Below are 24,703 nucleotides of genomic sequence, written 5' to 3'. Positions count from 1 at the left end.
TCACCTACTGACTTTCTAATCTTTCTTCTAAGTGTTTCTGGATTTTTCCCATAACCGCAGTTATTCCCCAGTATACAAACAATACGCATACATATGCTTCCAAATATCTATATCCTGAGGAGCCTTCTAATTGAGCTTGGGCCATCATTTCTTTTACTCCTATAGCAAATACTAAAGAAGTATCTTTAACTATATTTATGAAACTACTAAATAGAGTAGGTATAGCAACTTTAATTGCTTGTGGTAAAATGATATAAAACATTGATTGAATATATGTCATACCAACAGAGTTTGCTGCTTCCATTTGTCCTTTATTTATTGATAAAATCGCGGCTCTAAGTGATTCTGCCATGTATGCTGAACTAGCTAAACTTAAAATTATAAGTGCCGCTTGAAACGATTCTATTTGTATAATATTTCTAATTAATGGGATTATACCGAAATATAAACAAAATAATTGCGCCATCAAAGGTGTGCCTCTAAAGAATGATATGTAAAGCTTAAAAAAACTACTCAATATGGGTATTTTTGCAACAGTTACTAAAGCTATTATAAAAGCTAATAATAATCCAAAAAAAACTGCTAAAATTGAAAGTTTTAACGTTACCCCACTATATTTTAACATAGTGGGGATAAGTTTGATCATAAAATTGAAGTCAAATGTCACAATATCACCTATTTCTCAATTTCTGTTGTATCGATATTAAACCATTTTTCAGAAAGTTTTTTTAATGTTCCATCCTTTTTCATATCATTAAGTGTTTTACTAGTCATCTCAGAAAATTGCTGTCCATTATCATCTTTTTTAAATGGATATGCATTAGTTTCATATACCAGTTTTTCATTTAGTTGGCGTATTTTAAAATTTTCATCTTTAATAATAGTTTTTGTTTTTATTTCTCCCTGCCAAAATGCATCTATTCTATCGATAGTTAATTCTTTTTCCATTGCAACACCATCATAAGTGATAATGTCAAACCCTAGGTTATATTTATCATTAATTTCTCTTAATGTAGCCTCTCCATTTCCACCAAGCCAACATCCAACTTTTTTGCCCTTTAAATCTTCCTTGCTTTTAAAATTACTATCTTCTTTTACAAATAAATCATAGTAACTATATGCATATGGATCAGTGAAAAGATATTTTTCTTTTCTTTCATCAGTTATTGACATTTGATGAGCTACTGTATCTATTTCACCAGCGTCTAACATACCAACTAGACCACTAAATTGACCTAGTTTAAATTCTACATCAATATTGTTTCGTTTTGCTATTTCATTCCAAATATCAATTTCAAACCCTTTTATTTCATCATTTTCTTGAAATGCCCAAGGTTTATATGAAGCCGACGTCCCAATTACTATTTTTTCTTTTTTATTACTTTTTTGATCATCATTATTGCTACCTTTACTACAACCAATCATTCCAGTAATAATTATTACAACTAAACATAAAATTCCAAATTTCCTTAATTTCATACAAAATCCCTCCTTATTATGTAATATATCTTATTACATGATAAGGAGGGATTTAATATTTTACAAGGAGATTCTACCTTTATAGATAATTTGTATAAATACACATGGTCTAATAGAATTAAGAAATTATCTCCACCATATACATCATTTCCGTTATTGGTATTATTTTTATCAAAAAAAGGCTAACAATAATCAGAACAAATAAAATATCTAAATCCTTTTTCCCACTTATGTAATTTAATTGCCCAGTTATGACATTTTATATATTTATAGAGAATTATATTATAATATCTTTAATGAAGGAGGTATTAATATGTTAGGTGGAGGAACTATATCAGAGTTAAATTTTAGCATCTATTCCCTTTTGGCTTTACTAATATCGATTGTAAATATGTGTTTTTTCATTTCAAAAGATTTTAAAAAAGTCTATTATTACATAAATTCATTTATTGCAATAATTATTAGTTTGGTAAATTATTCGCAAGCAATTGTGTTTACAGATGATTTAGGTTTGGAAGGAAGTCCTGTATCAATGATAGTAATTATTATACAAGTTTTGCTAATAGTATTTGCAAGTATTTGGAATAGCAGAAAAAATAAAAAAAGGCCTAAGAAAATCTTGGGCCTATAAAATTTGACATATAAATAATACTAATATGGTTTCATTATACGAACATTTATGTAAAAACTTAATGTAATATTTTGTTTTTTATATTATAATGAAATTGGATAGTATAAATAATATTAAATAAATAAGAGGAGGAAAGTAATGTTTAATATGTTTAAAGATCAGCCTCTTTGGGAAGTATCTCAAAGCTTGTCTGCGGTTGCTATGGGCGTACAAAGCGCAGATCTTGTGATTAAAGGCGGTAAACTGATTAATGTATGTACAAAAGAAATTATAGATAATATAGATGTTGCAATTAAAAATAGTAGAATTGCGTTAGTAGGTGATGCAAGCCATTGTATAGGTGAAGATACAAAGGTAATTGAAGCAAATGGAAGATATATATCTCCAGGATTTTTAGATGGTCATATACATGTAGAGTCATCAATGATGAGTGTCAGTGAATATGCAAAAGCTGTAGTTCCACATGGTACAGTAGGTATTTACATGGATCCACATGAAATATGTAATGTTTTAGGAATTGACGGTGTGAAATACATGATAGATGATGGTAAACGCACACCTTTAAAAAATATGGTTACAATGCCTTCATGTGTTCCAGCTGTTCCTGGTTTTGAAGATACAGGAGCATTTGTTGGTCCAAAAGAAGTGGCAGAATGTATGAAATGGGACAGTATGGTTGGTCTAGGAGAAATGATGAATTTTCCTGGAATAATAAATAGTAGTGATCATGCTCATCAAATTGTAGGAGAGACACTTAAGGCCAATAAGACAGTTACTGGACATTGGTCTATACCAGATACTGGAAAGGGACTTAGTGCATATATTGCAAGTGGTGTTCGAGCATGTCATGAGTCAACTAGTAAAGAAGAAGCACTGGCTAAAATGAGACTAGGTATGTACGCACAATTTAGGGAAGGTAGCGCTTGGCATGACTTAAAAGATGTAGCACGTTCTATTACAGAAGAGAATATAGACACTCGTTTCGCTATGTTAATTTCTGATGACACACATCCTCACACATTAGTAGATGAAGGTCATCTAGACCATATAGTTAGAAGAGCAGTAGAAGAAGGCATTGATGTACTTACTGCAATACAGATGGTGTCAATAAACTGTGCTCAAGCTTTCCACATGGATCAAGATTTAGGGTCTGTAACTCCTGGGAAATGTGCTGATATAGTTATTATAGATAATCTTACAGATTTAAATATCGAAGAAGTTATAATAGATGGCAATTTAGTTGCTATAGATGGTGAGATGTGTATTGAGCTAGAGAAATATGAGTTCCCAGAAAAAGCAACTAATACGATGCATATTAAGGAGACTATAACTCAAGATTCATTTAAAATAGCAACAGATAAAAAAGATAGTGTTGAAGTCCGTGTTATAGAGATTATTCCTGAAAAGGTCGGCACTTTTGAAAGACATATAAAAGTTCCTGTTAAAGATAGCTTAATTCAAGCCGATCCAGATCAAGATGTACTAAAAGCTGTAGTATTTGAACGTCATCACAATACTGGAACAAAGGGATTTGGTTTTGTAAAAGGATTCCATATAAAAGATGGAGCTATGGCTTCGACTGTTGCTCATGATGCTCACAATCTACTAGTTGTAGGAAGTAACGATGTAGACATGGCTGTAGCTGCCAATGCACTTGTTGAGTGTGGTGGAGGAATGGCAGTAGCCCAAGGAGGTAAACTTATAGGTGTGTTACCCCTTCCTATTGCAGGACTTATGAACAACAAACCCGTTGATGAAATGGCTGAAATGGTAGCTGAAGTATCAAAATCTTGGGAGACTATAGGATGCGATATAGTTTCACCATATATGACAATGGCCTTAATTCCGCTTGCATGTTTACCGGAGTTACGTTTAACAAATAGAGGACTTGTAGATTGTACAACGTTTAGCTTTGTGTCATTAGAAGTTGAATAATTATTATAAAATATGAAATAAAAATACATAAAAGTGATAAGGAATTATAAGATACATTCCTTATCACTTTTTTTATATAAAGAATTATACAAAGAGCCCTGCACATATTTACAAACATTAGAATAACTTGTTATTGTATAAATTTTATTAATGGAGGTATTAGTGTGGGATACTATATTAAAGTACAACCTAATGTAAAAATTTATGTTGAGGATTTAAATCCTAACGGAAGAAAGACAATAGTGTTCTTACATGGATGGCCAGGTAGTCATAAACTATTTGAATATCAGTTTGATCAGTTTCCAAAAATGGGCTATAGATGTATAGGAATCGATACTAGAGGATTTGGATATTCAGATAAGCCTTATGATGGATACGATTATAATCGTTTATCAGATGATGTTAGGTGCGTTGTTGATACCTTAGGACTAAAGAACTTTATACTTGCAGGGCATTCGACTGGCGGAGCTATGGCTATAAGATATATGGGAAGACATAGGGGTCATGGGGTATCAAAGCTCGCATTATTTGCCGCGGCTGCACCTAGCCTAATAAAACGACCAAACTTCCCTTATGGAGCAAACCGTGAAGATATAATAAATATAATTAAAGGGACTTATACTGATAGACCTAAGATGCTTAGAGATTTTGGAGATATATTTTTCTTTCAACATACTACACAACCTTTTTCCGAATGGTTTTTACAACTTGGTTTGCAGGCAGCTGGATGGGCAACAGCAGATATTGCTAAAACTTGGATAGAAGAAGTTTTATTTTGTGATCTTGAAGAGATAAAGGTGCCGACTTTAATAATACATGGAGTTCACGATAAAGTTGTTCCATTTGAATTGGGAGAGATACAAAATCAGTGTATTAAAAATTCTAGACTAATTCCGTTTATTTTCAGTGGGCATGGATCATTTTATGACCAAAGAGACGATTTCAATATTGAACTTATGCGTTTTATTGAAGAATAATTTAATTTATTTTTTAACCCTTATTATTTATTTTAAATAATAAGGGTTTTTTGAATTATTTTGTAGCGATTTATTAATTGTTGATATTTTTATTGACATTATAAAGCTGTAAATATTATTACTAGAATAAAGTATCCTTTTACTACAAAAAAATACCATTTCACTACATTTTATAACTAAAATTGTTTGAATTTATGTAGTATAAAAGGATGAAATTCATGAATTGTATAAAATAATTAAATTGAAAGGAGCAATATTATGAAAAAAATTCTGTCACTTATTATAACTTTTATATTGATTGTGCCAATGTCAGTAAGTTCGTTTGCTTTAACAATCGATAAAAGTGATTCTGAAGGTAGTGAGGTTACATATCAAGTATTTTATTGGTTGCAAAATGCAGATGATGATGGGTATACATTTGCGGGTAATGTTAAGGAGAGTGGTAAAGTAGGCTATCCTGTGGTAGTCCCCGAAAGTGATCCGGTAGATGTACAATTTCCTATAGATGTAAGGAAATATGATGGATCTCTACCTAATGAGGAACAGTTTAATTATATAAGTCGTAATGTTGATAAAACAAATAGTTTAAATAATAATAAAAAAGTATCTTCAGATGGTAGCACTATAGTAAATGTCTTTTACGATAGAAATGAATATACTTTAAAATTTGAGCCATCTGATGAAAGTATACCTGAAGCTAGTAAGTTTAAGTTTAAAGATAAAAATGATGTATATAGTTCTGAAAATCCATATAAATTTACTGCTAGGTTTGAAGAAAATATAGGCGATAAATGGCCATCTAGTGATAAAGTAGATTTATTAAATGAAGATGAGAATATAATTGAAGATATCACAGTAGCTGGGTCAAAAAATTATAACAATGAACAGAATTTCTACTATAAGTATGCAGACAAACAGTATATTCTAAATAAAAAATTAGCGGACAATTGTGAGTTTAAAATTAGTAAAGCAAATAAAAATACCGATAATCAATACCAAATAAAAACTTTATTAGAAAATATAGACTTAGATAATATTTTTTATGAAGATGATCAATACTCCAATATATCGTATGAACCAACAGATAACGGTTATTTCACCCAGGTAGGGATTAAAGGATTTACTGAAAAAGTTCTAAATAGAGCAATGGTTTCTAATATGTACAATAGAAATAAAGTTCTAAATAGAGCAATGGATTATATTAATATGTATTACAATAGAAATAGATACAATATAGATTTTTATTCAGATTACGATAAACTAAACAACGAAAAAATTCAGGCTAAATTTGAAAAGAATTTAGGAGATGTTGAAAAACCTGATCATGGAACAAAAGAAGGCTATGATTTTGCAGGATGGTCAGTACCTGAAATAAAAGGTGATACAGTAAATTTTAAGTTGATTGACACAAATAAAGAAAAAATTCCTTCTCATAACTTACATTTATTTGCTAAGTGGTCTAAAAAAAGTACTGGTGGCGGAGGCGGATCAATTGTTGACCCTTTACCACCACCTCCAGTTGGTAAAACAGTTATATTAGCAAGTGGTGAAAAATATACTGATGTACTAACAGCTACAGTATTAGGAAATGAAAAAAATGCACCAATACTTTTAAGTAATAAAGATTCAGTAACATCAGAAACTTTAGAAGAGCTTAAGAGATTAAAGACTGAAGATGTGATTATATCAGGCGGAGTTGATTCTATATCAGATAAAGTAGTTGAACAGTTAAAAGATTACAATGTGACTAGAATAGCAGGACAAGATAGGTATGAGACATCAGTAAAAATAGGGGATGAAGTTAGAGCATTATCTGGTAATAATTCTGAAGCAATGTTAGTAGATGGAACTAACTTCCCTGATGTTATAACAATATCGAGTTTAGCATCTGGTAAAAGATCACCTATTCTAATAACAGAACCAAACAAACTAAATAAAACTACTCAAGAAACTTTAGAATCATGGAAAGTAGATAATATTACAATAGGTGGAAGTTATAATTCAGTTTCTAAAAATATAGAAAATAGCCTTAATGTTAGTAGTATAAAACGTCTAGGAGGAATGGATAGATACGAAACAGCTTGTATTATAGGAGATGAAATTAGAAATTTAACTGGGAGTAAGGATGATATGATACTGGTAGATGGAACTGATTTCCCTGATGGAATAACAATTAACAGCATAGCATCTAGATATAAAGCACCTATAATGCTTACAAATCCAAAAACCATTACTAAAATCACATCAGATAAAATAAAAGAATGGTCAATTAAAAATGTTTTAATAGCTGGTGGATACAATTCAGTATCAAAAGCAATTGAAGATGGACTAGGTTTACAAAATGTTGAGAGAGTAGCTGGTAAAGATAGATATGAAACAGCAGTTAAAATTGCACAAAGACTAACTGAAGCAAATAAAGCTTTAGGTGGACAAGTTACAAATAACTAAATTATTTAACAACAAATAAATTATAAATAAAAATAAACCACTTGCATCTAATATAAATGTAAGTGGTTTATTTTCTATGTACTTTAGTTTATGTACTCAAAAATTGAATATTAATGATTATGATATACTGGGTATAATATAATAATTGAATATAATTTTATAAAAAGTAATAAGATATTTAGGATAAGAAAGAGGTGATACGATGATAAATTTATTTATTCCTTTACTTGAGCGAGTTGGTCTTATTATAATTTTAGCGTATATATTATTAAATATAAATTACTTTAAAGTACTTTTAAAAAATAGAAATAAGCTTTCTACAAAAGTTAAATTCATTGTTATATTTAGTATTTTTGCTATAATTTCTAATTTTACCGGGGTAGAAGTAAATGGGAAGAGTACCTTTTTCAAAGGATTTTTATTAACTGTAGGAGAGCAATCTTCAATCGCTAACACAAGAGTACTGACGATAGGGGTTTCTGGTTTAATTGGGGGACCTTTTGTTGGATTTTTCGTAGGTGTAATTTCTGGAATAGTTCGTCTATGTCAGGGCGGAGACGCAGCTTATACGTATTTTGTTTCTTCAGTTTTGGTAGGTCTACTTTCAGGATATTTTGGAAATAAGTCACTGATTAAAAATAAATTTCCGTCAGTTAAGCAAGGTGTGTTGACAGGGATCGTTATGGAATGTATTCAAATGCTTTGTATTATTGTATTTAAAGGTAACCTTGCTGATTCTTTAGCACTTGTGAAAATAATTGCATTGCCGATGATTTTAATAAACGGAATAGGTACAGGTATATTCCTTTCAATTATTTCTTCTACCCTTAGACAGGAGGAAAGTGCATTAGCAGTACAGACACATGATGTACTAGAATTAGCAAACCATACCTTGCCGTTTTTTAGATCTGGCTTAAATGAAGAATCTTGTAAAGAAGCTTCAACTTATATACGTAAATTTCTTCGTGTTTCAGCAGTAAGTATAACGGATAATAAGCGAATACTAGCACATGTTGGGGCGGGGAGTGATCATCATATTCCTTCATATAAAATTCTAACTGATTTATCAAAGTCAGCAGTACAAACTGGAAATATTAAGATCGCTAATTCACCACATGAAATAGGATGTAATCATGAAGGATGCCCATTAAAAGCAGCTATTGTTGTTCCTCTACATTCACGTGGAGAAATTGTAGGGACATTTAAACTGTATTTTACCGATGAAACACAGTTGACGTTTGTTGAAAGACAGTTGGCAGAAGGTCTTGGTGAAATTTTCTCAACCCAAATAGAGTTTGGAGAAATTGAACTTCAAAATAAATTACAGAAAGATGCAGAGATAAAATCTTTACAAGCCCAAGTAAATCCACATTTCTTTTTTAATGCAATTAATACTATTTCCGCACTTATTCGAATTGATAGTGAGCAAGGGCGTAATTTATTGTTACAGTTAAGCAAATTCTTTAGAGCAAATTTACAGGGTGCACGAAGAAATCTAATTACATTAGAAGAGGAATTAGATCAAGTTAATGCGTACTTATCAATTGAGCAAGCTAGATTTCCAAATAAGTACAACGTTGAATTTCAAATAGAAGACTACATGAAGAATTATTTGCTTCCGCCGTTTATTATTCAAATTCTTGTTGAAAATTCATTAAAGCATGCTTTTGGATCTAGAAAAGAAGATAATAAAGTTTGGGTAGAGGTAATAGATTTGGGTAGTGATATAAGGTTAAAGGTAATAGATAATGGTTTTGGAATTGATGAAACAAAAATTGATAAATTAGGAAGTGAAGTCGTAGAATCAGAAAGTGGTACTGGTTCAGCTATTGAAAATTTAAATAATAGATTAAGGAGTCTATTTGGTGATAGCTCATTACTAAAATTTGAAACCTCATCTTCAGGAACCATAGTATCTTGTGATATACCTAAACGAGAAATAGGAGGTATTTAGATTGAAAACATTAATTATTGATGATGAAGCACTAGCTCGCAATGAACTTCGTTATTTACTAGAGCAATGTGAGGAAGTAAATGATATTTATGATGCAGAGACAATCGACGAAGCTCTTGGCAAGATGTTGAGTAACAAACCTGATTTGATATTTTTGGATATTCATTTATCGGATGAGAGTGGACTTAGTCTAGCAGAAAAATTACAGAATATAGAAGATCCGCCGATGATTGTTTTTGCAACTGCATATGATGAGCATGCTATAAGAGCATTTGAGCTCAATGCTACAGACTATATCTTAAAACCTTTTGATTTAGATCGCATAAGAAAAGCAATAAACAAAGCATATAAAAAATATGAACTAAAAAATAGCCATTCACTTGAAAGTTTAACTGATAATAGCGTAGAAAATGGGATGGCTACTTTGCCTATTCAAGTTAATGAAAGTATTTTTGTAGTAAAAATTGAGGAAATAGTAGCAGTTGCAGTTGAAGAGGGAAAAACCACAGTGCATACTATTAGGGATAGTTATCAAACAACAACAGCTTTGAGCACATATGAAAAGAAACTTCCTATGACTTTGTTTTTAAGGGTGCATAGAGCATATATAATTAATAAAAATTTTATTAAGGAAATACAACCGTGGTTTAATCATACATATCAAGTAACCATGGAAAATAAGTTAAAAGTTCCCGTTAGTAGATCTTATATAAAAGATTTTAAAAGAGAGCTCGGAATTTAGTGTTGAATTTAAGAATAATATTTGTGTATTTGGGACTGTTAAAGTCGCATTTCGCTCTGAAAACGTCCTTCTTTCTTAACTTTTTATTATAATTTAATTAATAAAAGTTAAAGGGGATGCTTCTTATGGACAATAAAAAACAAAAAGTTAAAAAAGTATATTCATATATGTATCAAGCAATAATTATTTCTATAATTATGATAATATCAAAATTAATCGAAGGTGTGCTACCATTTGTAATGCCATCTTCTGTAATCGGTTTAATGTTACTTTTTATTGCACTCTGTACAAAAGTTATAAAATTAGAGCAAGTAGAATCTGTAGGGAATTTGCTAGTTGATAATATTAGTCTTCTATTTGTTCCAGCAGGAATTTCAGTAATAAATTCTTTTAATATTTTAGCACAACATCCATTCCTTATTATTGGACTAATTATAATTTCAACATTTTTACTTCTAGCTTTTACTGGATGGATTACTCAAATGATTCTTAGGTTTAAACCAGATAGTATAAAAGTAAAGCTACCAGAAAAAGCGCCACAAAGCGAAGGGGTGAATTAGTATGAGTACAATGACTCCATTCTTCGGTATTTTAGTCACATTGATTTCATTTTCTATAGGAAAATTTTTATTTAAGAAAACAAATGGATTTTTCTTATTTGCGCCATTATTTGTAGGTATGGTGCTAGGTATTGTATTTTTAAAAACAACGGGATTTAGCTATGAGGATTATAACCAAGGTGGAAAAATGATTAGTTTCTTCCTAGATCCAGCAACAGCTTGTTTTGCTATTCCATTATATAAAAGAAGAGATGTTTTAAAAAAATACTTCGTTCAAATTATGAGTGGAATTACATTTGGGACAGTAGCTGCTGTTGTAGGCATTTATTTTGTAGCTACAACTTTTAGCCTTGGACCACAAATAATTGCATCTATGCTTCCGCAAGCAGCAACAACAGCGATTGCAATGCCAGTTTCTACTTCTATCGGTGGAGTCGCAGAAATCACATCTTTAGCATGTATATTAAATGCCGTGATTATATACGCTTTGGGCAGTAAGATGTTGAAGCTATGTAATATAACTGAACCAATAGCTAAAGGTTTGGCTTTAGGAACTAGTGGACATTCTCTTGGTGCAGCGGTTGCTAACGAGATGGGAAGTGTAGAGGCATCAATGGCAAGTATAGCATTAGTTGTTGTAGGTGTTATAGTCGTCATTGTTGTACCAATAGTAAGCACTTTTATATTATAAATTAATATAAGATTTAACTTATAAAAGAAAAAATGTGATAATACAAAAATATAACGATTAAAGTTTAGTAAATAATTATTAACTCCAGACCGTAGATTCGGCGGAGTTAATAATTATTTTTTATTATTTAAATAATATTCTTTATACCGTATTTAACCCACAATTTAACAGTTAAAAAAATAGTAAATATTTCAGCTAAGGGAACACAGATCCATAAACTATTCTTACCAAATATATTAGGTAAAATTAATAATAGAGGGACTAAAATAATAAAACAACGACTTAAAGAGATGAATATTGAAGGAATCCATCTTTCCACAGATTGTAAAGCTGAAGAAATATAAATATTTATACCAGATGCAAATAGTGCAAAAAAGTAAATATTAATTGCCCTACTTGTCATTTCTTTTAATGAAATATCATTATTTTGCGCAAAGATATTAATTGGAATCTGTTTAAATAGTACTAAGAATACAAATGTAATTAAACCTATAATAGCACAAGAAGTAGTGCCTATTTTAACTAATCTAGTTACAAGTTCAATTTTTTTAGCTCCGAAATAATAACTTATTAATGGTTGCGTTCCTTGTGACATTCCTAAAAACAGGGATAGTGCTATTAAAGATATATATCCAATTATTCCATATGTTGCAAGCCCCAGTGAGCCTAAGTGATTAGCAATTGCTATATTACAGAATAAAGTTGTCAAACCTAAAGCAAATTCCATAGCAAAAGAGGGGATACCTTTTAGAGTAATGATATTAATGTCTTTAATACGAATCTTCACTTTTTCAAAATATAAATTACCTTTTTTGCGTAAAATATGTGGAAGCATAAGAGATACTCCTACAACAGGACCCAACCCTGTTGCAATTGCAGCACCTGCAATTCCCATATTTAACGGTCCCATAAACAGCCAGTCTAGAGCAATATTTAAGACAGCTCCTATAATTTGAGTTATCATGACTAAATTTGGTCTTTGATCATTTCTAAGCCATGTACACAATCCGTAGTTCAACATAAAAAATGGTGAAAATACTATAAACCAAAGGAAATATTTTTTGATTTCTTCATGAGTATCTGGTGTTGAACCCAGTATCGAAATAATTGGGTTGTGAAATACAATCGATGATATTAATAATATCAATGAAACAACTATCAACATCCAGAAAGAAATATTAAAATATTTTCTGGCAGATATTAAATCTCCTTCTCCTTGATATTTTGAAATAATAACTCCAGCGCCAACTGAAATTAACATACTTAGAGCTATCAGGATTTCAACTACGGGTACTACAACTGTAACACTTGCAAGTGCAATTCTTCCAAGCATTTTTGATACAAAAATACCATCAACTACAATATACAATGAATTAAATAAAAGTGCACCTATTCCGGGGATTGCATACTTCCAGAATACTTTTTTTGTGCTTGATGGATTAGTCAATAATGTATTCATAAAAACCTCCTAAAAATAAAAAAAGGTAGAACCTTGATGCATTTCAAGGCCTACCACGCAATCTTTTTCCTTATACTTCACAATTCCCGGCGGAATTGTTATAAGGTGTATTTTATTTTGTACTTCATTATATTATATAAAATATAAAATATAAGTCAATAGCGTATACTGAATAAATTTATCTAATTAAAACTTTAACCCTAGATTTAAGATTGAGTACATTATCGATCTTTTATAAGCATTGCTGTTTTTATAAATTAATCCATAGAATTACCGCTTGGTTGATTACATTATATAATTTATTTATAAAATTGTTGTATTATGCAACAGTTGTATATTAATATATATAAGAGGTGATGAGATGAAAGAACAAGAAAGTAGTAGCCTTAGAGAGCTGATTAGAATACTACTAAGAAATTTAGATTTACTGGAAAAAAGCGATGCATCATGCTGTGGAATTACTACAGCTCAATGCCATGCTATAGTTGAGATTGGGAGACAGAAAAAAGTTTCATTAGTGGAACTTTCTGATATACTGCTGTTAGATAAAAGTACCATGAGTAGAACAATAAATAGGCTCGTTGAATCTAATTTAGTGAAGCGAGATTTAGATGAAGAGAATAGAAGATATGTTACAATTGAACTAACTGAACATGGAGATAAACTGTATAAAAAAATTGAAGATAGTATGGAAAACTACTACGATAGTATTTTTAATAATATCCCTAAAGAAAAAAGAGAGTGTGTACTTGATAGCCTAGATATTTTAACTAGAGCTGTGAAAAGTACAAATCTTTTAGAAATAACGGAGAAGAAGGGCTTATACTTTTAGAAAGTGAAAGGAAACAGAATTAATATGGGACAGAAAATAGAAAAATGGCAAAAAGAGTTTTTAATTCTATGGACAGGTCAAGCAGTATCAATTTTAACAAGTGCAATAATACAAATGGCAATTATTTGGTATTTAATAGATAAAACGGGGTCAGCGGCAGTTTTAACATTTGCCACTTTAATTGGATACTTACCACAAGCTATAATAGGAACTTTTGCTGGCGTCTTTATAGATAGATACAACCGAAAAAAAATTATGATTATATCTGATGCATCAATAGCATTCTTGACTTTTTTACTAGTTGTAGTTGGATCATTTGGAGATATACCGGTATGGTTTATTATGGTTATACTGTTTGGAAGATCGATTGGATCAGCTTTCCACAATCCATCGTTGCAGGCTGTTACACCAGCAATTGTTCCAAAGGATAAACTGACAAAATATGCTGGATATTCACAAGGTTTTACTTCGATGTCTTATTTAATAAGTCCGGCTATTGCTGCACTTTTATACAGCATATGGGATCTACATATTATTGTATTTTTAGATATAGTAGGAGCAGCATTTGCTATTACTATGCTGATATTTATAAAGGTTCCGGATATAAGGAAGAGTGAAGGTGAAAGTAAAGATGGATTTATAACTGAGTTTAAAGAAGGAGTAAATGTTCTTCGCCAAAGCCCAGGAATGATGACATTAGTTATTATTGGGGCTGTATATGCAATAATTTACTTCCCGATGGGTAATCTATATCCTTTAATTACAATGACTTACTTTCAAGGAGATACATTTGATTCTAGTATAGTTGAGATAGCATTTTCATTAGGCTCGTTCTTAGGATCATTTTTACTAGGTTTAATTGGTAGCAAGATTAACAAATCAAAGTCATTAGGCAGGTCAATTGCAGTATACGGTATAGGACTAATAATTATTGGGACGCTACCAGCTAGTGGATTTAAAATATTTGCAGTAATTTCTTCTATAATGGGTGCTTCAGTTCCGTTTTTTACAGGTGTTAAGACTTCAATATTTCAGATGAAATTCGAATCTGAATATTTAGGGAGAGTACTATCTCTCACATCTAGTTTGACTATGTTTGCGATGCCTATTGGACTTATGTTAGCAGGGGCTTTTGCTGAGGTAATAGGAGTTGAACGATGGTTTTTTATTTCAGGAATAGCAACTATGTTTATTGCAGTGTTTACTATGCTTGTTCCAAGTCTTAGACACTGTGCAGATGAATAATGAAGATGTTTTTAATTATATAATGGAAATAAGTTAGAAATTAATTATTATGTTAAAGACAGTGCTCTAAGTTAGAGCACTGTTTTTTATATTTGTATTAGATTTAATAATAATATTAAATTAAAATATATACAAATAAAAATTGGTATGATAATATAATAATATGATCATCCTATGTTTGAAAGGAGTAATAATATGAATATTAAAAAAGCAAGTCGTTTGACTTTAGTAGGACAAGTTACTGGTCAGATTGAATACATGATAGAGAGCGGCCAATGGAGGGTTGGAGAAAAGATTCCACCAGAGCCAGAATTAATGGTTAAATTTGATGTAAGTAGAAATACACTTAGAGAGGCAGTACAGTCTCTTGTTCACATAGGTTTACTTGAAACGAGACAAGGTATAGGAACGACTGTAAAATCAAATAGTAAGTTGGGATTAGTATTAGAAAATGAGATTCAAAAGAGTGATCTATTTGAAATTTTAGAAGTACGTTTGGGATTAGAGAGAGAAGCATCTCAACTTGCAGCTATTAAAAGGACTGATGAGGATTTAAAATACATTGAAAATTGCTTAGATGATTGCAAAATAGCTGCAGCTAGTAATGATCCTTATAAATTTACTCAAAAAGATATTATATTTCACAAGTCCATTGTCAAGGCTACACATAACAAAATGTTTATCGAACTATATGAGCATATTACAGATGGCTTACAAAAATCTATAGATGAAGTAATGCAAATGAGAAGCAAAGGGACTTTTGAAAATGAACTTCACATTGATTTATTTGATGCAATTAAAAATAGAAATCCTCAGTTAGCTCTAGACAGTGTCAATGAATATTTAAATAAATCAAAAAAGGCATTTAGTACAATGATGAATGATTAAACATGCCTTTGAAGGAGTGTTAATATGAATGAATTAAGTAATAAAACTACTAAAAATTTAGTTAACTATATAAATACAAAATCTGCTTATTTAGCATTGATTTTAGGGGTTGTACTTATTGCAGCTAATCTACGAGCACCAATAACTTCTGTTGGACCATTAGTATCATATATTAGGGATGACCTTGGAATTTCAAATACATTGGCAGGAATGATTACGACGTTACCATTATTAGCGTTTGCTTTATTTTCCCCATTTGCACCAAACTTAGCTAACAAATACGGTACGAGACTTACCATATTTTCATCTATAGTTTTTTTAACTATTGGAATAACAATACGTTCAGTTGCTGGAAGTATAGGATTATTTTTAGGGACAGCAATAATTGGTCTATCAATTTCAGTATGTAATGTACTTTTACCAAGTTTAGTTAAGTTAGATTTTCCAGAAAAAATTGGTACTATGACGGGAATCTATACAGTATCGATGAATGCGTTTGGTGCTATTGCTTCTGGTGTAAGTGTTCCTATTGCGTTAAGTTTTGGTTGGTCTGGCTCTTTGGGGATTTGGATTATACTGAGCTTTGTGGCAATGGCAATTTGGATTCCTCAATTAAAACGAAATCAAAAATCAGTAAATAATGAAGACAAGGAAAATATAAAAGTTAGTTTATGGAAATCGCCTTTAGCTTGGCAAGTAAGTATATATATGGGCCTTCAATCCTTATTGTTTTACTCAATGGTTGCTTGGCTTCCAGAAATCTTAATTGATAGAGGTATGGCTTCAAGCCAAGCTGGACTCATGCTTTCATTATTACAGATAGCATTCATTCCTGTTACTTTTATAATATCGATAATTGCGGGAAGAAGATCAAATCAGCGTTTTTTAGTTATTATCGGTACAGTTTGTGCACTTATAGGAATTTTGGGTCTACTTAGTGGAAATTTAAATTATGCCTATATTTGTGTTATTTTGTTAGGTGTAGGTGGAGGAGTTAAATTAGGACTTTCTATGATGTTTTTCAACCTTAGAACACTTAGTGTTGATGAAGCTGCAAGGCTTTCTGGAATGGCTCAATCAGTAGGATATTTACTAGCTGCTTGTGGCCCTATGTTGTTTGGATATTTACACGATATATCAAATGGGTGGACTATGCCACTTATAATGCTTCTGGCAATCTTAGCAATATGTTTTGCAGCTGGGCTTGGAGCTTCAAGGGATATATATGTTAACCAAGGTAAATAATATCGTAAAAAGTATTTTAAGATCTATTAGAATTTTTAAGTAAAAAATATAACCCATTATGGATTTGTTAGAATTCATAGTGGGTTTATTTGTGTCCTTCTTATTTAATAATTGGCAAGAATAGATTAATTGAAAAGGCAAAGGTTAAAGATGCATCTAATGTTATTAAAAAGAAGTAGAAAATTATTTAATAAAGTTTATAACAATAGATCAAAACTGGAATAATACATATAATTAACTAATAGAAGTATTATATAATGCATTAACTATAAGATTTAACATGGTAAATTATAATATTAGTTATATATACTATATTTTTATTGGGGGTATAAAAGTTATGATATATTTAATGGGTGATATTCACGGCGATTATAAAAGGTTTCAAAAGATGCTTAGGAAAATTAAATTTTCTAATGATGACAAACTATATATACTAGGAGATATTATAGATAGAGGAATTGAAAACTTAGAAATGCTTAAATTTTGTATGAATTCAAGTAATATAGCTTTAATTAAGGGTAATCATGAGTATTTTATGCAACTTTATCTAGAGGATTCAAATTTAACTACAAGCAATTGGAGTAAGTGGGGTGGGCAAAATACTATAGAAGAACTTAAAAATATATCAACAGAAGAAAAAGAGATGTTTTTAAATTACTTAAGAAGTCTACCTTACTATATCGAAATTGACGAGTTTGATATTAAGTATACTCTTACTCACACTGGATATGACGCTGATGTAGAGCCAATAATAAACGAGTATGGGAAAGTAGATATCAAACAAACAATAGAAAAATCAATAAAGTATAATGAATTTAACTATCTGATTTCTAGTGATATACACTATATTCCAGCAGGGATTAAGTTTGATAGATATCTTATAGTAGGTCACCATCCAACTATAAAGTATGGAGAGAATAAAATAATGAAAAATAAGAGATATATGAATATAGACTGTGGAAATGGCTTTAGAGAAGATGGCGGAAAATTGAGTTGTATTTGCTTGGATACTAAGCAAGAATGGTATATATAAAAATATTAAAAATTTATGGAAAATAGTATTATAGGAATGTATATTTTATATACTCCCATAATACTATTTTTTATCTATTTTCTAAATATTAGGATATTATTATAAAGTAATTTTACATAAAAACTTAACAATAATTAGTCATATTTAATATTTAATTATTATAGAAAATATACTATAATAGAATCTGTTGTGTCCTAAGGTAGAATTAAAAAATTAACTGAAGGATCAACAAGATGCAATTATATTTGTTTTATGGATTCTTCAAATATATGAAATTTTAAAAAGACACAGCGAAAATATACTAATAATAAGGGGTTAAAATTACGATTATTTGGAGGAAATGAATGGGAAAACAACTTAAGAAAACGTTAGGCCTACCGATAGCACTATCGATTGTTGTTGGTATGGTTATAGGTTCAGGTGTATTTTTTAAACCACAGGCTGTATATGAGCTAACTGGAGGAGAACCCGGGCTTGGTATTATAGCATGGGTAATAGGTGGTTTAATGACAATAACAGCAGGATTAACTGCGGCAGAGATATCAACTGCAATACCTAAGACTGGGGGTATGATGGTTTATCTCAAAGAAATTTATGGAGAAAAATTAGGTTTTTTAGCAGGATGGGCACAATCAGTACTTTATTTTCCGGGATCATCTGCAGCATTAGCAGTAGTTTTTTCTCAGCAAGTAATGGAATATATCGGAAAAGATCCTAATAATATGGTATCAACTCTTCCTATTGCAATAGGTGTTATAATATTTGTTGCAGCACTTAATAATATAGGGTCTGAATTTGGAGGAAAGATACAAACGGTTTCTACGATCTGCAAATTAGTTCCACTAATTATAATAATAATATTTGGATTTAGTAAAGGGCAGAGTACAGATGTACTTACTCCTATGGTAGGAGAAGGTAAAACTGTTACAGGTGTTCTAGGAAATGTTTTATTGGCTATTTTATTTGCTTACGATGGGTGGATAAATGTTGGTTCCATAGCAGGTGAAATGAAAAATCCAGGAAAAGATTTACCTAAGGCAATAATCGGAGGTTTATCTATAGTAATGGCTTTTTACATTATAATAAATATTGCATATCTATGGGTACTACCTGCTAGTGAACTTGCACAAGCGGTATCTCCAGGTTCGTTGGTGGCAACTAAGATATTTGGACCAATAGGTGGAAAAATAGTAAGTGTAGGTATTATGATCTCAGTATTTGGAACGTTAAATGGATTTATATTAACAGGATCTAGAGTGCCATATGTTTTGGCTTTACAAGGATTCTTACCGTTTAGTAAAAATTTATCAAAAGTTAACAAAGGTGGTTCGCCATACAATGCTACTTGGTTTATAGCTATAATTTCATGTATTTATGCTACAACGGGTCAGTTTAATTTACTAACAGATTTATCTATATTTGCAATTTGGATATTTTATATATTTACTTTTATTGGAGTGATTAAACTTAGAATAGAAAAGCCTAATATGATAAGACCTTACAAAGTTCCGTTTTATCCTATAACACCAATGTTAGCTATAGCATGTGGACTTTTTGTAATCATAAATCAATTAATTACAGCAACTGCTTTAGCAGTAGGTTGTATATTTTTAACATTACTTGGATTACCAATATTTTTGGTGATGAAAAAAATATAAATATCTGTATTTAACACTATATAAAAGTAATAATTATTATAAAATCAAAAGTTGATTTCTATCATTCATAGAAATCAACTTTTTTTGGTTTAGATTTAAATTATCCGATTTTGATACACGTTAGTTCCGAAGGTGGATAAAATATAGTAAGGATTGTAAGTTATTCTATTATAGAGATTAGTAATTATAAAATATTACTGACTCATAAATCTACAATCTACAATCTACAATTCATAAATTAATTACTCAAAAAGGATTCCACAAAGCAAACTAGAAATTTAATATATTAAGCGGGTGAATATAAAAGTATTGCTAAATTAATGATGCGGGTAAATATAGTAGCTATAAATTATTTAAATTTATGAATTCACAATTAGTTTCTTATTATGTATAATCTTCAGCGCTAGATTTCTATTAAGAGTGTCTTTAGAAATATGGAAGTATATCTTATGACTACTTTTTGTGTAGATCAATTTAGGGTGAAATGCTGCAATCAGGGGGACAGGTTTCGTTTTAAATACAAAACAAAATTATATTTTAGTACGGGCATGCAGATATTATAATTTCTGACTGCTATGAGGGAAATGTTCCACAGAACAATTGTTTTTATATAGAAGAATTGTACGACCTTGGTATATGGAAAAATTTATTTGACTTTATCCAAAAATACCTATTTTTTCGTACTTTCAGTTTATAAATTGTATACAATGTATAAATAAAAATACCTAATGATTAGTTAATTCATCAGGTATTTTTTTATTAATTCATCACATATATTAAAATCAACGTGTCTTATAAGCACCTATTTGTCACTAGCTCAGCATTTTTTATATCTTCTACAGTCTTGCAACCAGTGAGTTGCATATCAAGCCAGAGTTCATAGGTTATATGATCAAATACCTCTTGAACTCCCTGCCATCCCCCGATATTTAAACCATAGTAAACAGGTCTACAGATGCCTACTATATCTGCGCCAGATGCAATAGCTTTAAATACATGTTGTCCTCTCCTAACTCCACTGTCAAAAATAATTGGAACCCTTCCCCCTACCGCATCTGCAATAGATTTTAATACATCAAAAGAAGCAGGACCACCATCAAGTTGTCTTCCTCCATGGTTTGAAACCCATATAGCAGATACACCGTGAGATATGGCAATTAGTGCATCCTCTGGGGACTGTATTCCCTTAGCTATAACAGGTAGATTTGTATACGATGCAACTTCATTTATTATAGAAGGGGATATCTTTCTAAGAGTTTGCGAAAGAAGTTGCCCAACATTAACATTTTCTGTCTGCACAAATTCTTGTATATTTGGCATTATAATTGGGAACGTAAAGTCGTTTCTTACATCTGCCTCTCTATTTCCACCGACAGTTGCATCTAAAGTTATAACTATAGCTTTGGCTCCTGCGGCCATTGCTTTATCGAGAAGAAATTTATTGAAATCTCTATTTTGTAAGAAGTAAGCTTGAAACCATTGAGGAGCACCTCCTCCTGCCTCTGCGATCTCGTTAAAAGTTTTATTTGCAAAAGTACTAAAAGTCATAATAGTACCCGCTGCTGCAACACCACGTGCTGTACCAGCGTCACCAGTTACGTGTGCCAATCCTTGAGCAGCGCCTGGAGACATTATTATTGGTCTGCTTATTTGGGTGCCGAGAATACTAGTTGCTAAAATTGGATTTTCGACTCCAGTCATAACTCTTGGAACTATTCCTTTTTGATTAAATGAGATTGTATTTTGTCTTAATGTCCATTCAGTACCAGCTCCTCCTGTTATGTAGTCAAATGCACCTCTAGGCATTATTTTAGAGGAAATTTGTTTTAAGTCATTGATGTCTGCAAACTCAAAAGTACCTTCTAATTGGCTTGCTTGATAATTATCGGCCATATAATTACTCTCCTTTACATGATTTGTTACTATACTATGTATATGAGTAAGAAAGTTAATAAATTAATATTTAGTATATTCATAAATTAAAAGTTACGATATTGTCACATTAGATATCAAAAAGTAACCTTAATCGCAGGATTAAATAGTAAAAAAATATTAAAATATAAGTATATTAGAAATCTGTGAAAAATATATGGAGGAATATTTATGAAAGAAATACTAAGATTAAAAGATGTTTCAAAAGATTATGGTATTAAAGGTTTTAAGACTAATGTACTTAGAAATATATCTCTATCAGTTTATGAAGGAGATTTTATAGCGATAATGGGACCTTCTGGAGCTGGAAAAACTACATTATTAAATTTGATGTCAACTCTTGATAAAGCTACTTCTGGAGAGATAATACTGGATGGGATCGATATAGATAAAGTAAAAAATAAAGATCTATCTAAAATTCGAAGAGATAAGATCGGTTTTTTATTTCAAGATTATAATTTACTAGACAATATGACATTAATGAATAATATAGCACTTCCTTTAGCACTTGGAAGAAAGAGAAGTAAAGAAATAGAGGAAAGGGTAGTAGAAATTTCTAAAAAATTTGGTCTAGATAAACACTTAGACAAGTACCCTTATCAATTATCAGGTGGACAAAAACAGAGAGGGGCGGCAGCTAGATCACTGATAACAAATCCATCTGTAATATTTGCTGATGAACCTACTGGGGCACTGGATTCAAGATCTGCATATGAACTATTAGATTCGCTTGACAGAGTAAATAAAGAGAATAATGCAACAATTATAATGATCACACATGATCCTTTAACAGCTAGTTATTCAAATGAAGTATATATGATTAGTGACGGAAATATAAAATGCAAACTAAGTAAAGGCGAAAACAGAAAAGAATTTTATGGAAAAATAATGGAGATGCTTTCATCTATGGGGGGTGGGCTGTAATTGAGTGTATTTGGTATAGCATTTAATAATTTTAAGAGTAATATTAAAACATATACAGCATTCTTTATCTCTATGGTATTTTCAGTTGTCGTTCTTACCAATTTCGAGATATTAAAACACAGCGAAACAATCAAATTTTTGCAAGGTGAAAATAAAAAATTTACAGAGTCAGTATTAATTTCGGTTATTGTAATTTTAACTGTATTTTTATTCTTTTTTATTTGGTATGCAACCAATGTATTTTTTAAAAATAGAGTTAAAGAAATAGGTATACTATCTTTCATGGGGCTTGATTTATTTACTATAGGAAAATTGTATTTTGTTGAAAATATGCTTATTGGGGTAAGTGCTTTTATAACTGGTTTAGTAGTAGGTGTAGCATCATCAAGATTTTTTCAAGTAATTATAGTAAAGGTGTCAGGATTTGATATTGATGTATCAAGTAGATTTGGAATAGAAGCAATAATAACTTCAGGTTTAATATTTCTATCAATATTTTTTATAATGACTTTAAAGGGATTCATTACAATAAGTAGAAGCAGTGTTATAAATTTGATGAATATGTCCAAGAAAGAAGAGAAAATGCCAAAGATTGGATTACCTTTGTATTTTCTAGCGATAGCTTCATTAATGATAATTGGATATGGATATTATCTGTCTTTTGGCGTTAGAAGTGGAAATATTAACAGTGTAATACCAATAATAATTATTATCATTATTGCAACGTATGGGCTGTTTAAATCAGTAGTTCCAGTTATTTTTAGTATTCTAATGAAAAACAAAAAAATACTCTTTAATGGAGAAAATATAATATCTATTAGCAATTTAAACTATAGGTTAAGCAAGAACTACAAAACTTATGCTGTGATTTCAATAATAATAACGGCTACAATATCTACTTTGGGATCTGCAGTTGCAATAAAAACTATACAAGAAAATGCACAAGCGCAGCGAAGTATTTACACAGTAAGTGCAGTAACAAGTGAAAAGGAAGCATTAGATAAATATAGACTTGAAAATATAATTAAAAAAACTAATGATATTAAATACTCTATAAATCCTGAAATGACAGTTGTGAAGCAAGAAGATAATAAGTATTTGGGAGATATAGGAAATGTTTTTATGAATTATCGGGATTTTGTTCAAATACTAAAGGTAAATGGTAACGAGGAAGCAATCAAAGAACTTGGTCCTAAGCTTGTTGATGGAAAAGGTATAATTGAGTTAAAAAGTCCACAGTTGATAGGTTCATTAGCAGATAAAACTGAAACCGTGAATGTCGATGGCGATGTGTATAAAATTTCTATAGGAGAAGTGAAAACTCCAGTTTTGGGAACTGGTTTTAATCAAGAAATATATATTTTAAACAATGAAGAGTATCAGAAACTAAGAAATAAGGGAACTCAATTGTACTTTTTTGGAGCGAAGGTCGAAAATGAAAAAAGTAGCCAACTTATGTTTAATAATATAGAAAAAGATTTAAAAATAAAGAATATATTATCTTTACAAAATGGTTATAAAGCACAAAATGAAAGTCAATGGATGGTATTTGCGTATGCAGTTCTAGTATTTTTATTTATAGTTTTTATAATGGTAGCTGGAAGCATAATTTATATGAAAATATATAATGATGCTTATGATGATAAAGACAAATATGATATTTTAATTAAAATAGGAACTAACAGGGAAGAGATAAATAGAAGTATTATTAAAGAAGTTTCTTTGTTTTATGCGCTGCCAATAATAACTGCAGCTACATCAAGTTATTTTGCACTAAGATTAGCTGGAGATATTCTTATGGCACTTGATAAGATGTTTGGTATATATATTATGAGTTTAGCTGTTTGTTTTGTGATTTTCCTAATATACGGAGTTGTTTCTGTAAGTAAATTTAAACAAATTATTGGGTTGAAGCAATTTAAATAAAGAAAATACATAGGGTAATTATACTGTAAATTATTTATAAATGGTATAGTTACTCTTGTTTTTTATATATTTATGCGGATAAAAAATACTTAGGATAAGCTATTCGAAAATTTATATATAATTGTAAAAAATAATTTCAATTTA

Annotated in this window: 20 protein-coding genes; 16 read left to right on the top strand and 4 right to left on the bottom strand. The window is 30.5% G+C overall.

All coding sequences use genetic code 11. The features are described from left to right. Positions 1 to 4: 4 nt before the first annotated feature. Positions 5 to 625, bottom strand: a complete 621-nt coding sequence (locus KQI18_RS06855; RefSeq protein WP_236887682.1) for an amino acid ABC transporter permease — start codon at positions 623 to 625, stop codon at positions 5 to 7. A 50-nt stretch (positions 626 to 675) separates the two neighbouring features. Continuing rightward, complete coding sequence (locus KQI18_RS06850; protein ID WP_216467038.1) at positions 676 to 1,479, bottom strand: transporter substrate-binding domain-containing protein; 804 nt, start codon at positions 1,477 to 1,479, stop codon at positions 676 to 678. Between the two features lie 313 nt (positions 1,480 to 1,792). On the opposite strand from KQI18_RS06850, the gene KQI18_RS06845 reads away from it, so the two are divergent. The 8 genes from KQI18_RS06845 to lrgB all read left to right on the top strand — a co-directional run bounded on the left by KQI18_RS06845 (position 1,793) and on the right by lrgB (position 11,417). After that, entirely contained in the window at positions 1,793 to 2,110 is a 318-nt protein-coding gene (locus KQI18_RS06845) for a hypothetical protein (protein ID WP_216467037.1), read from the top strand. 138 nt (positions 2,111 to 2,248) lie between these two features. Beyond that, positions 2,249 to 4,045, top strand: a complete 1,797-nt coding sequence (gene ade, locus KQI18_RS06840; RefSeq protein ID WP_216467036.1) for an adenine deaminase — start codon at positions 2,249 to 2,251, stop codon at positions 4,043 to 4,045. 164 nt (positions 4,046 to 4,209) lie between these two features. Beyond that, a complete protein-coding gene (locus KQI18_RS06835; protein ID WP_216467035.1) occupies positions 4,210 to 5,022 on the top strand; it encodes an alpha/beta fold hydrolase in 813 nt (270 codons plus the stop codon). A 258-nt stretch (positions 5,023 to 5,280) separates the two neighbouring features. Further along, entirely contained in the window at positions 5,281 to 7,470 is a 2,190-nt protein-coding gene (locus tag KQI18_RS06830) for a cell wall-binding repeat-containing protein (protein WP_216467034.1), read from the top strand. A gap of 202 nt (positions 7,471 to 7,672) precedes the next feature. Further along, complete coding sequence (locus KQI18_RS06825) at positions 7,673 to 9,424, top strand: sensor histidine kinase (RefSeq protein ID WP_216467033.1); 1,752 nt, start codon at positions 7,673 to 7,675, stop codon at positions 9,422 to 9,424. Position 9,425: 1 nt separating this feature from the next. Further along, entirely contained in the window at positions 9,426 to 10,166 is a 741-nt protein-coding gene (locus KQI18_RS06820) for a LytTR family transcriptional regulator DNA-binding domain-containing protein (RefSeq protein ID WP_216467032.1), read from the top strand. A 125-nt stretch (positions 10,167 to 10,291) separates the two neighbouring features. Continuing rightward, complete coding sequence (lrgA, locus tag KQI18_RS06815; RefSeq protein ID WP_236887669.1) at positions 10,292 to 10,726, top strand: antiholin-like murein hydrolase modulator LrgA; 435 nt, start codon at positions 10,292 to 10,294, stop codon at positions 10,724 to 10,726. A gap of 1 nt (position 10,727) precedes the next feature. Continuing rightward, complete coding sequence (gene lrgB, locus KQI18_RS06810; protein WP_236887668.1) at positions 10,728 to 11,417, top strand: antiholin-like protein LrgB; 690 nt, start codon at positions 10,728 to 10,730, stop codon at positions 11,415 to 11,417. 127 nt (positions 11,418 to 11,544) lie between these two features. Here the strand turns inward: lrgB and KQI18_RS06805 are convergent, their stop codons facing one another. Further along, on the bottom strand, positions 11,545 to 12,876 hold the full coding sequence (locus KQI18_RS06805) for an MATE family efflux transporter (protein WP_216467030.1): 1,332 nt from the start codon (positions 12,874 to 12,876) through the stop codon (positions 11,545 to 11,547). Positions 12,877 to 13,237: 361 nt separating this feature from the next. On the opposite strand from KQI18_RS06805, the gene KQI18_RS06800 reads away from it, so the two are divergent. The 6 genes from KQI18_RS06800 to KQI18_RS06775 all read left to right on the top strand — a co-directional run bounded on the left by KQI18_RS06800 (position 13,238) and on the right by KQI18_RS06775 (position 19,777). Then, complete coding sequence (locus KQI18_RS06800) at positions 13,238 to 13,708, top strand: MarR family winged helix-turn-helix transcriptional regulator (protein WP_216467029.1); 471 nt, start codon at positions 13,238 to 13,240, stop codon at positions 13,706 to 13,708. Between the two features lie 24 nt (positions 13,709 to 13,732). Further along, the gene (locus KQI18_RS06795) at positions 13,733 to 14,953 is read left to right on the top strand and encodes an MFS transporter (protein WP_216467028.1); all 1,221 of its coding nucleotides are present in this window, start codon (positions 13,733 to 13,735) and stop codon (positions 14,951 to 14,953) included. 195 nt (positions 14,954 to 15,148) lie between these two features. After that, positions 15,149 to 15,841, top strand: a complete 693-nt coding sequence (locus KQI18_RS06790) for a FadR/GntR family transcriptional regulator (protein ID WP_216467027.1) — start codon at positions 15,149 to 15,151, stop codon at positions 15,839 to 15,841. A gap of 24 nt (positions 15,842 to 15,865) precedes the next feature. After that, positions 15,866 to 17,086, top strand: coding sequence for a CynX/NimT family MFS transporter (locus KQI18_RS06785; protein ID WP_216467026.1), 1,221 nt, complete (start codon positions 15,866 to 15,868; stop codon positions 17,084 to 17,086). Positions 17,087 to 17,423: 337 nt separating this feature from the next. Continuing rightward, positions 17,424 to 18,119: a metallophosphoesterase gene (locus KQI18_RS06780; protein WP_216467025.1), complete on the top strand. Its 696-nt coding sequence runs from the start codon at positions 17,424 to 17,426 to the stop codon at positions 18,117 to 18,119. Positions 18,120 to 18,463: 344 nt separating this feature from the next. Further along, on the top strand, positions 18,464 to 19,777 hold the full coding sequence (locus tag KQI18_RS06775) for an APC family permease (protein ID WP_216467024.1): 1,314 nt from the start codon (positions 18,464 to 18,466) through the stop codon (positions 19,775 to 19,777). 792 nt (positions 19,778 to 20,569) lie between these two features. Here KQI18_RS06775 and KQI18_RS06770 read toward each other — a convergent pair. Then, the gene (locus KQI18_RS06770) at positions 20,570 to 21,670 is read right to left on the bottom strand and encodes an alpha-hydroxy-acid oxidizing protein (RefSeq protein ID WP_216467023.1); all 1,101 of its coding nucleotides are present in this window, start codon (positions 21,668 to 21,670) and stop codon (positions 20,570 to 20,572) included. A 210-nt stretch (positions 21,671 to 21,880) separates the two neighbouring features. Here KQI18_RS06770 and KQI18_RS06765 point away from each other — a divergent pair, with 210 nt between their 5' ends. Continuing rightward, positions 21,881 to 22,633, top strand: a complete 753-nt coding sequence (locus tag KQI18_RS06765; RefSeq protein ID WP_216467022.1) for an ABC transporter ATP-binding protein — start codon at positions 21,881 to 21,883, stop codon at positions 22,631 to 22,633. Further along, positions 22,634 to 24,559, top strand: a complete 1,926-nt coding sequence (locus tag KQI18_RS06760; protein WP_216467021.1) for an FtsX-like permease family protein — start codon at positions 22,634 to 22,636, stop codon at positions 24,557 to 24,559. Positions 24,560 to 24,703 lie beyond the last annotated feature (144 nt).

Source organism: Metaclostridioides mangenotii (assembly GCF_018917235.1).
Taxonomy (GTDB): domain Bacteria; phylum Bacillota; class Clostridia; order Peptostreptococcales; family Peptostreptococcaceae; genus Metaclostridioides.
The sequence above is the reverse complement of the archived record's forward strand: the minus strand, read 5'-3'. Positions and strand labels throughout refer to the sequence as shown.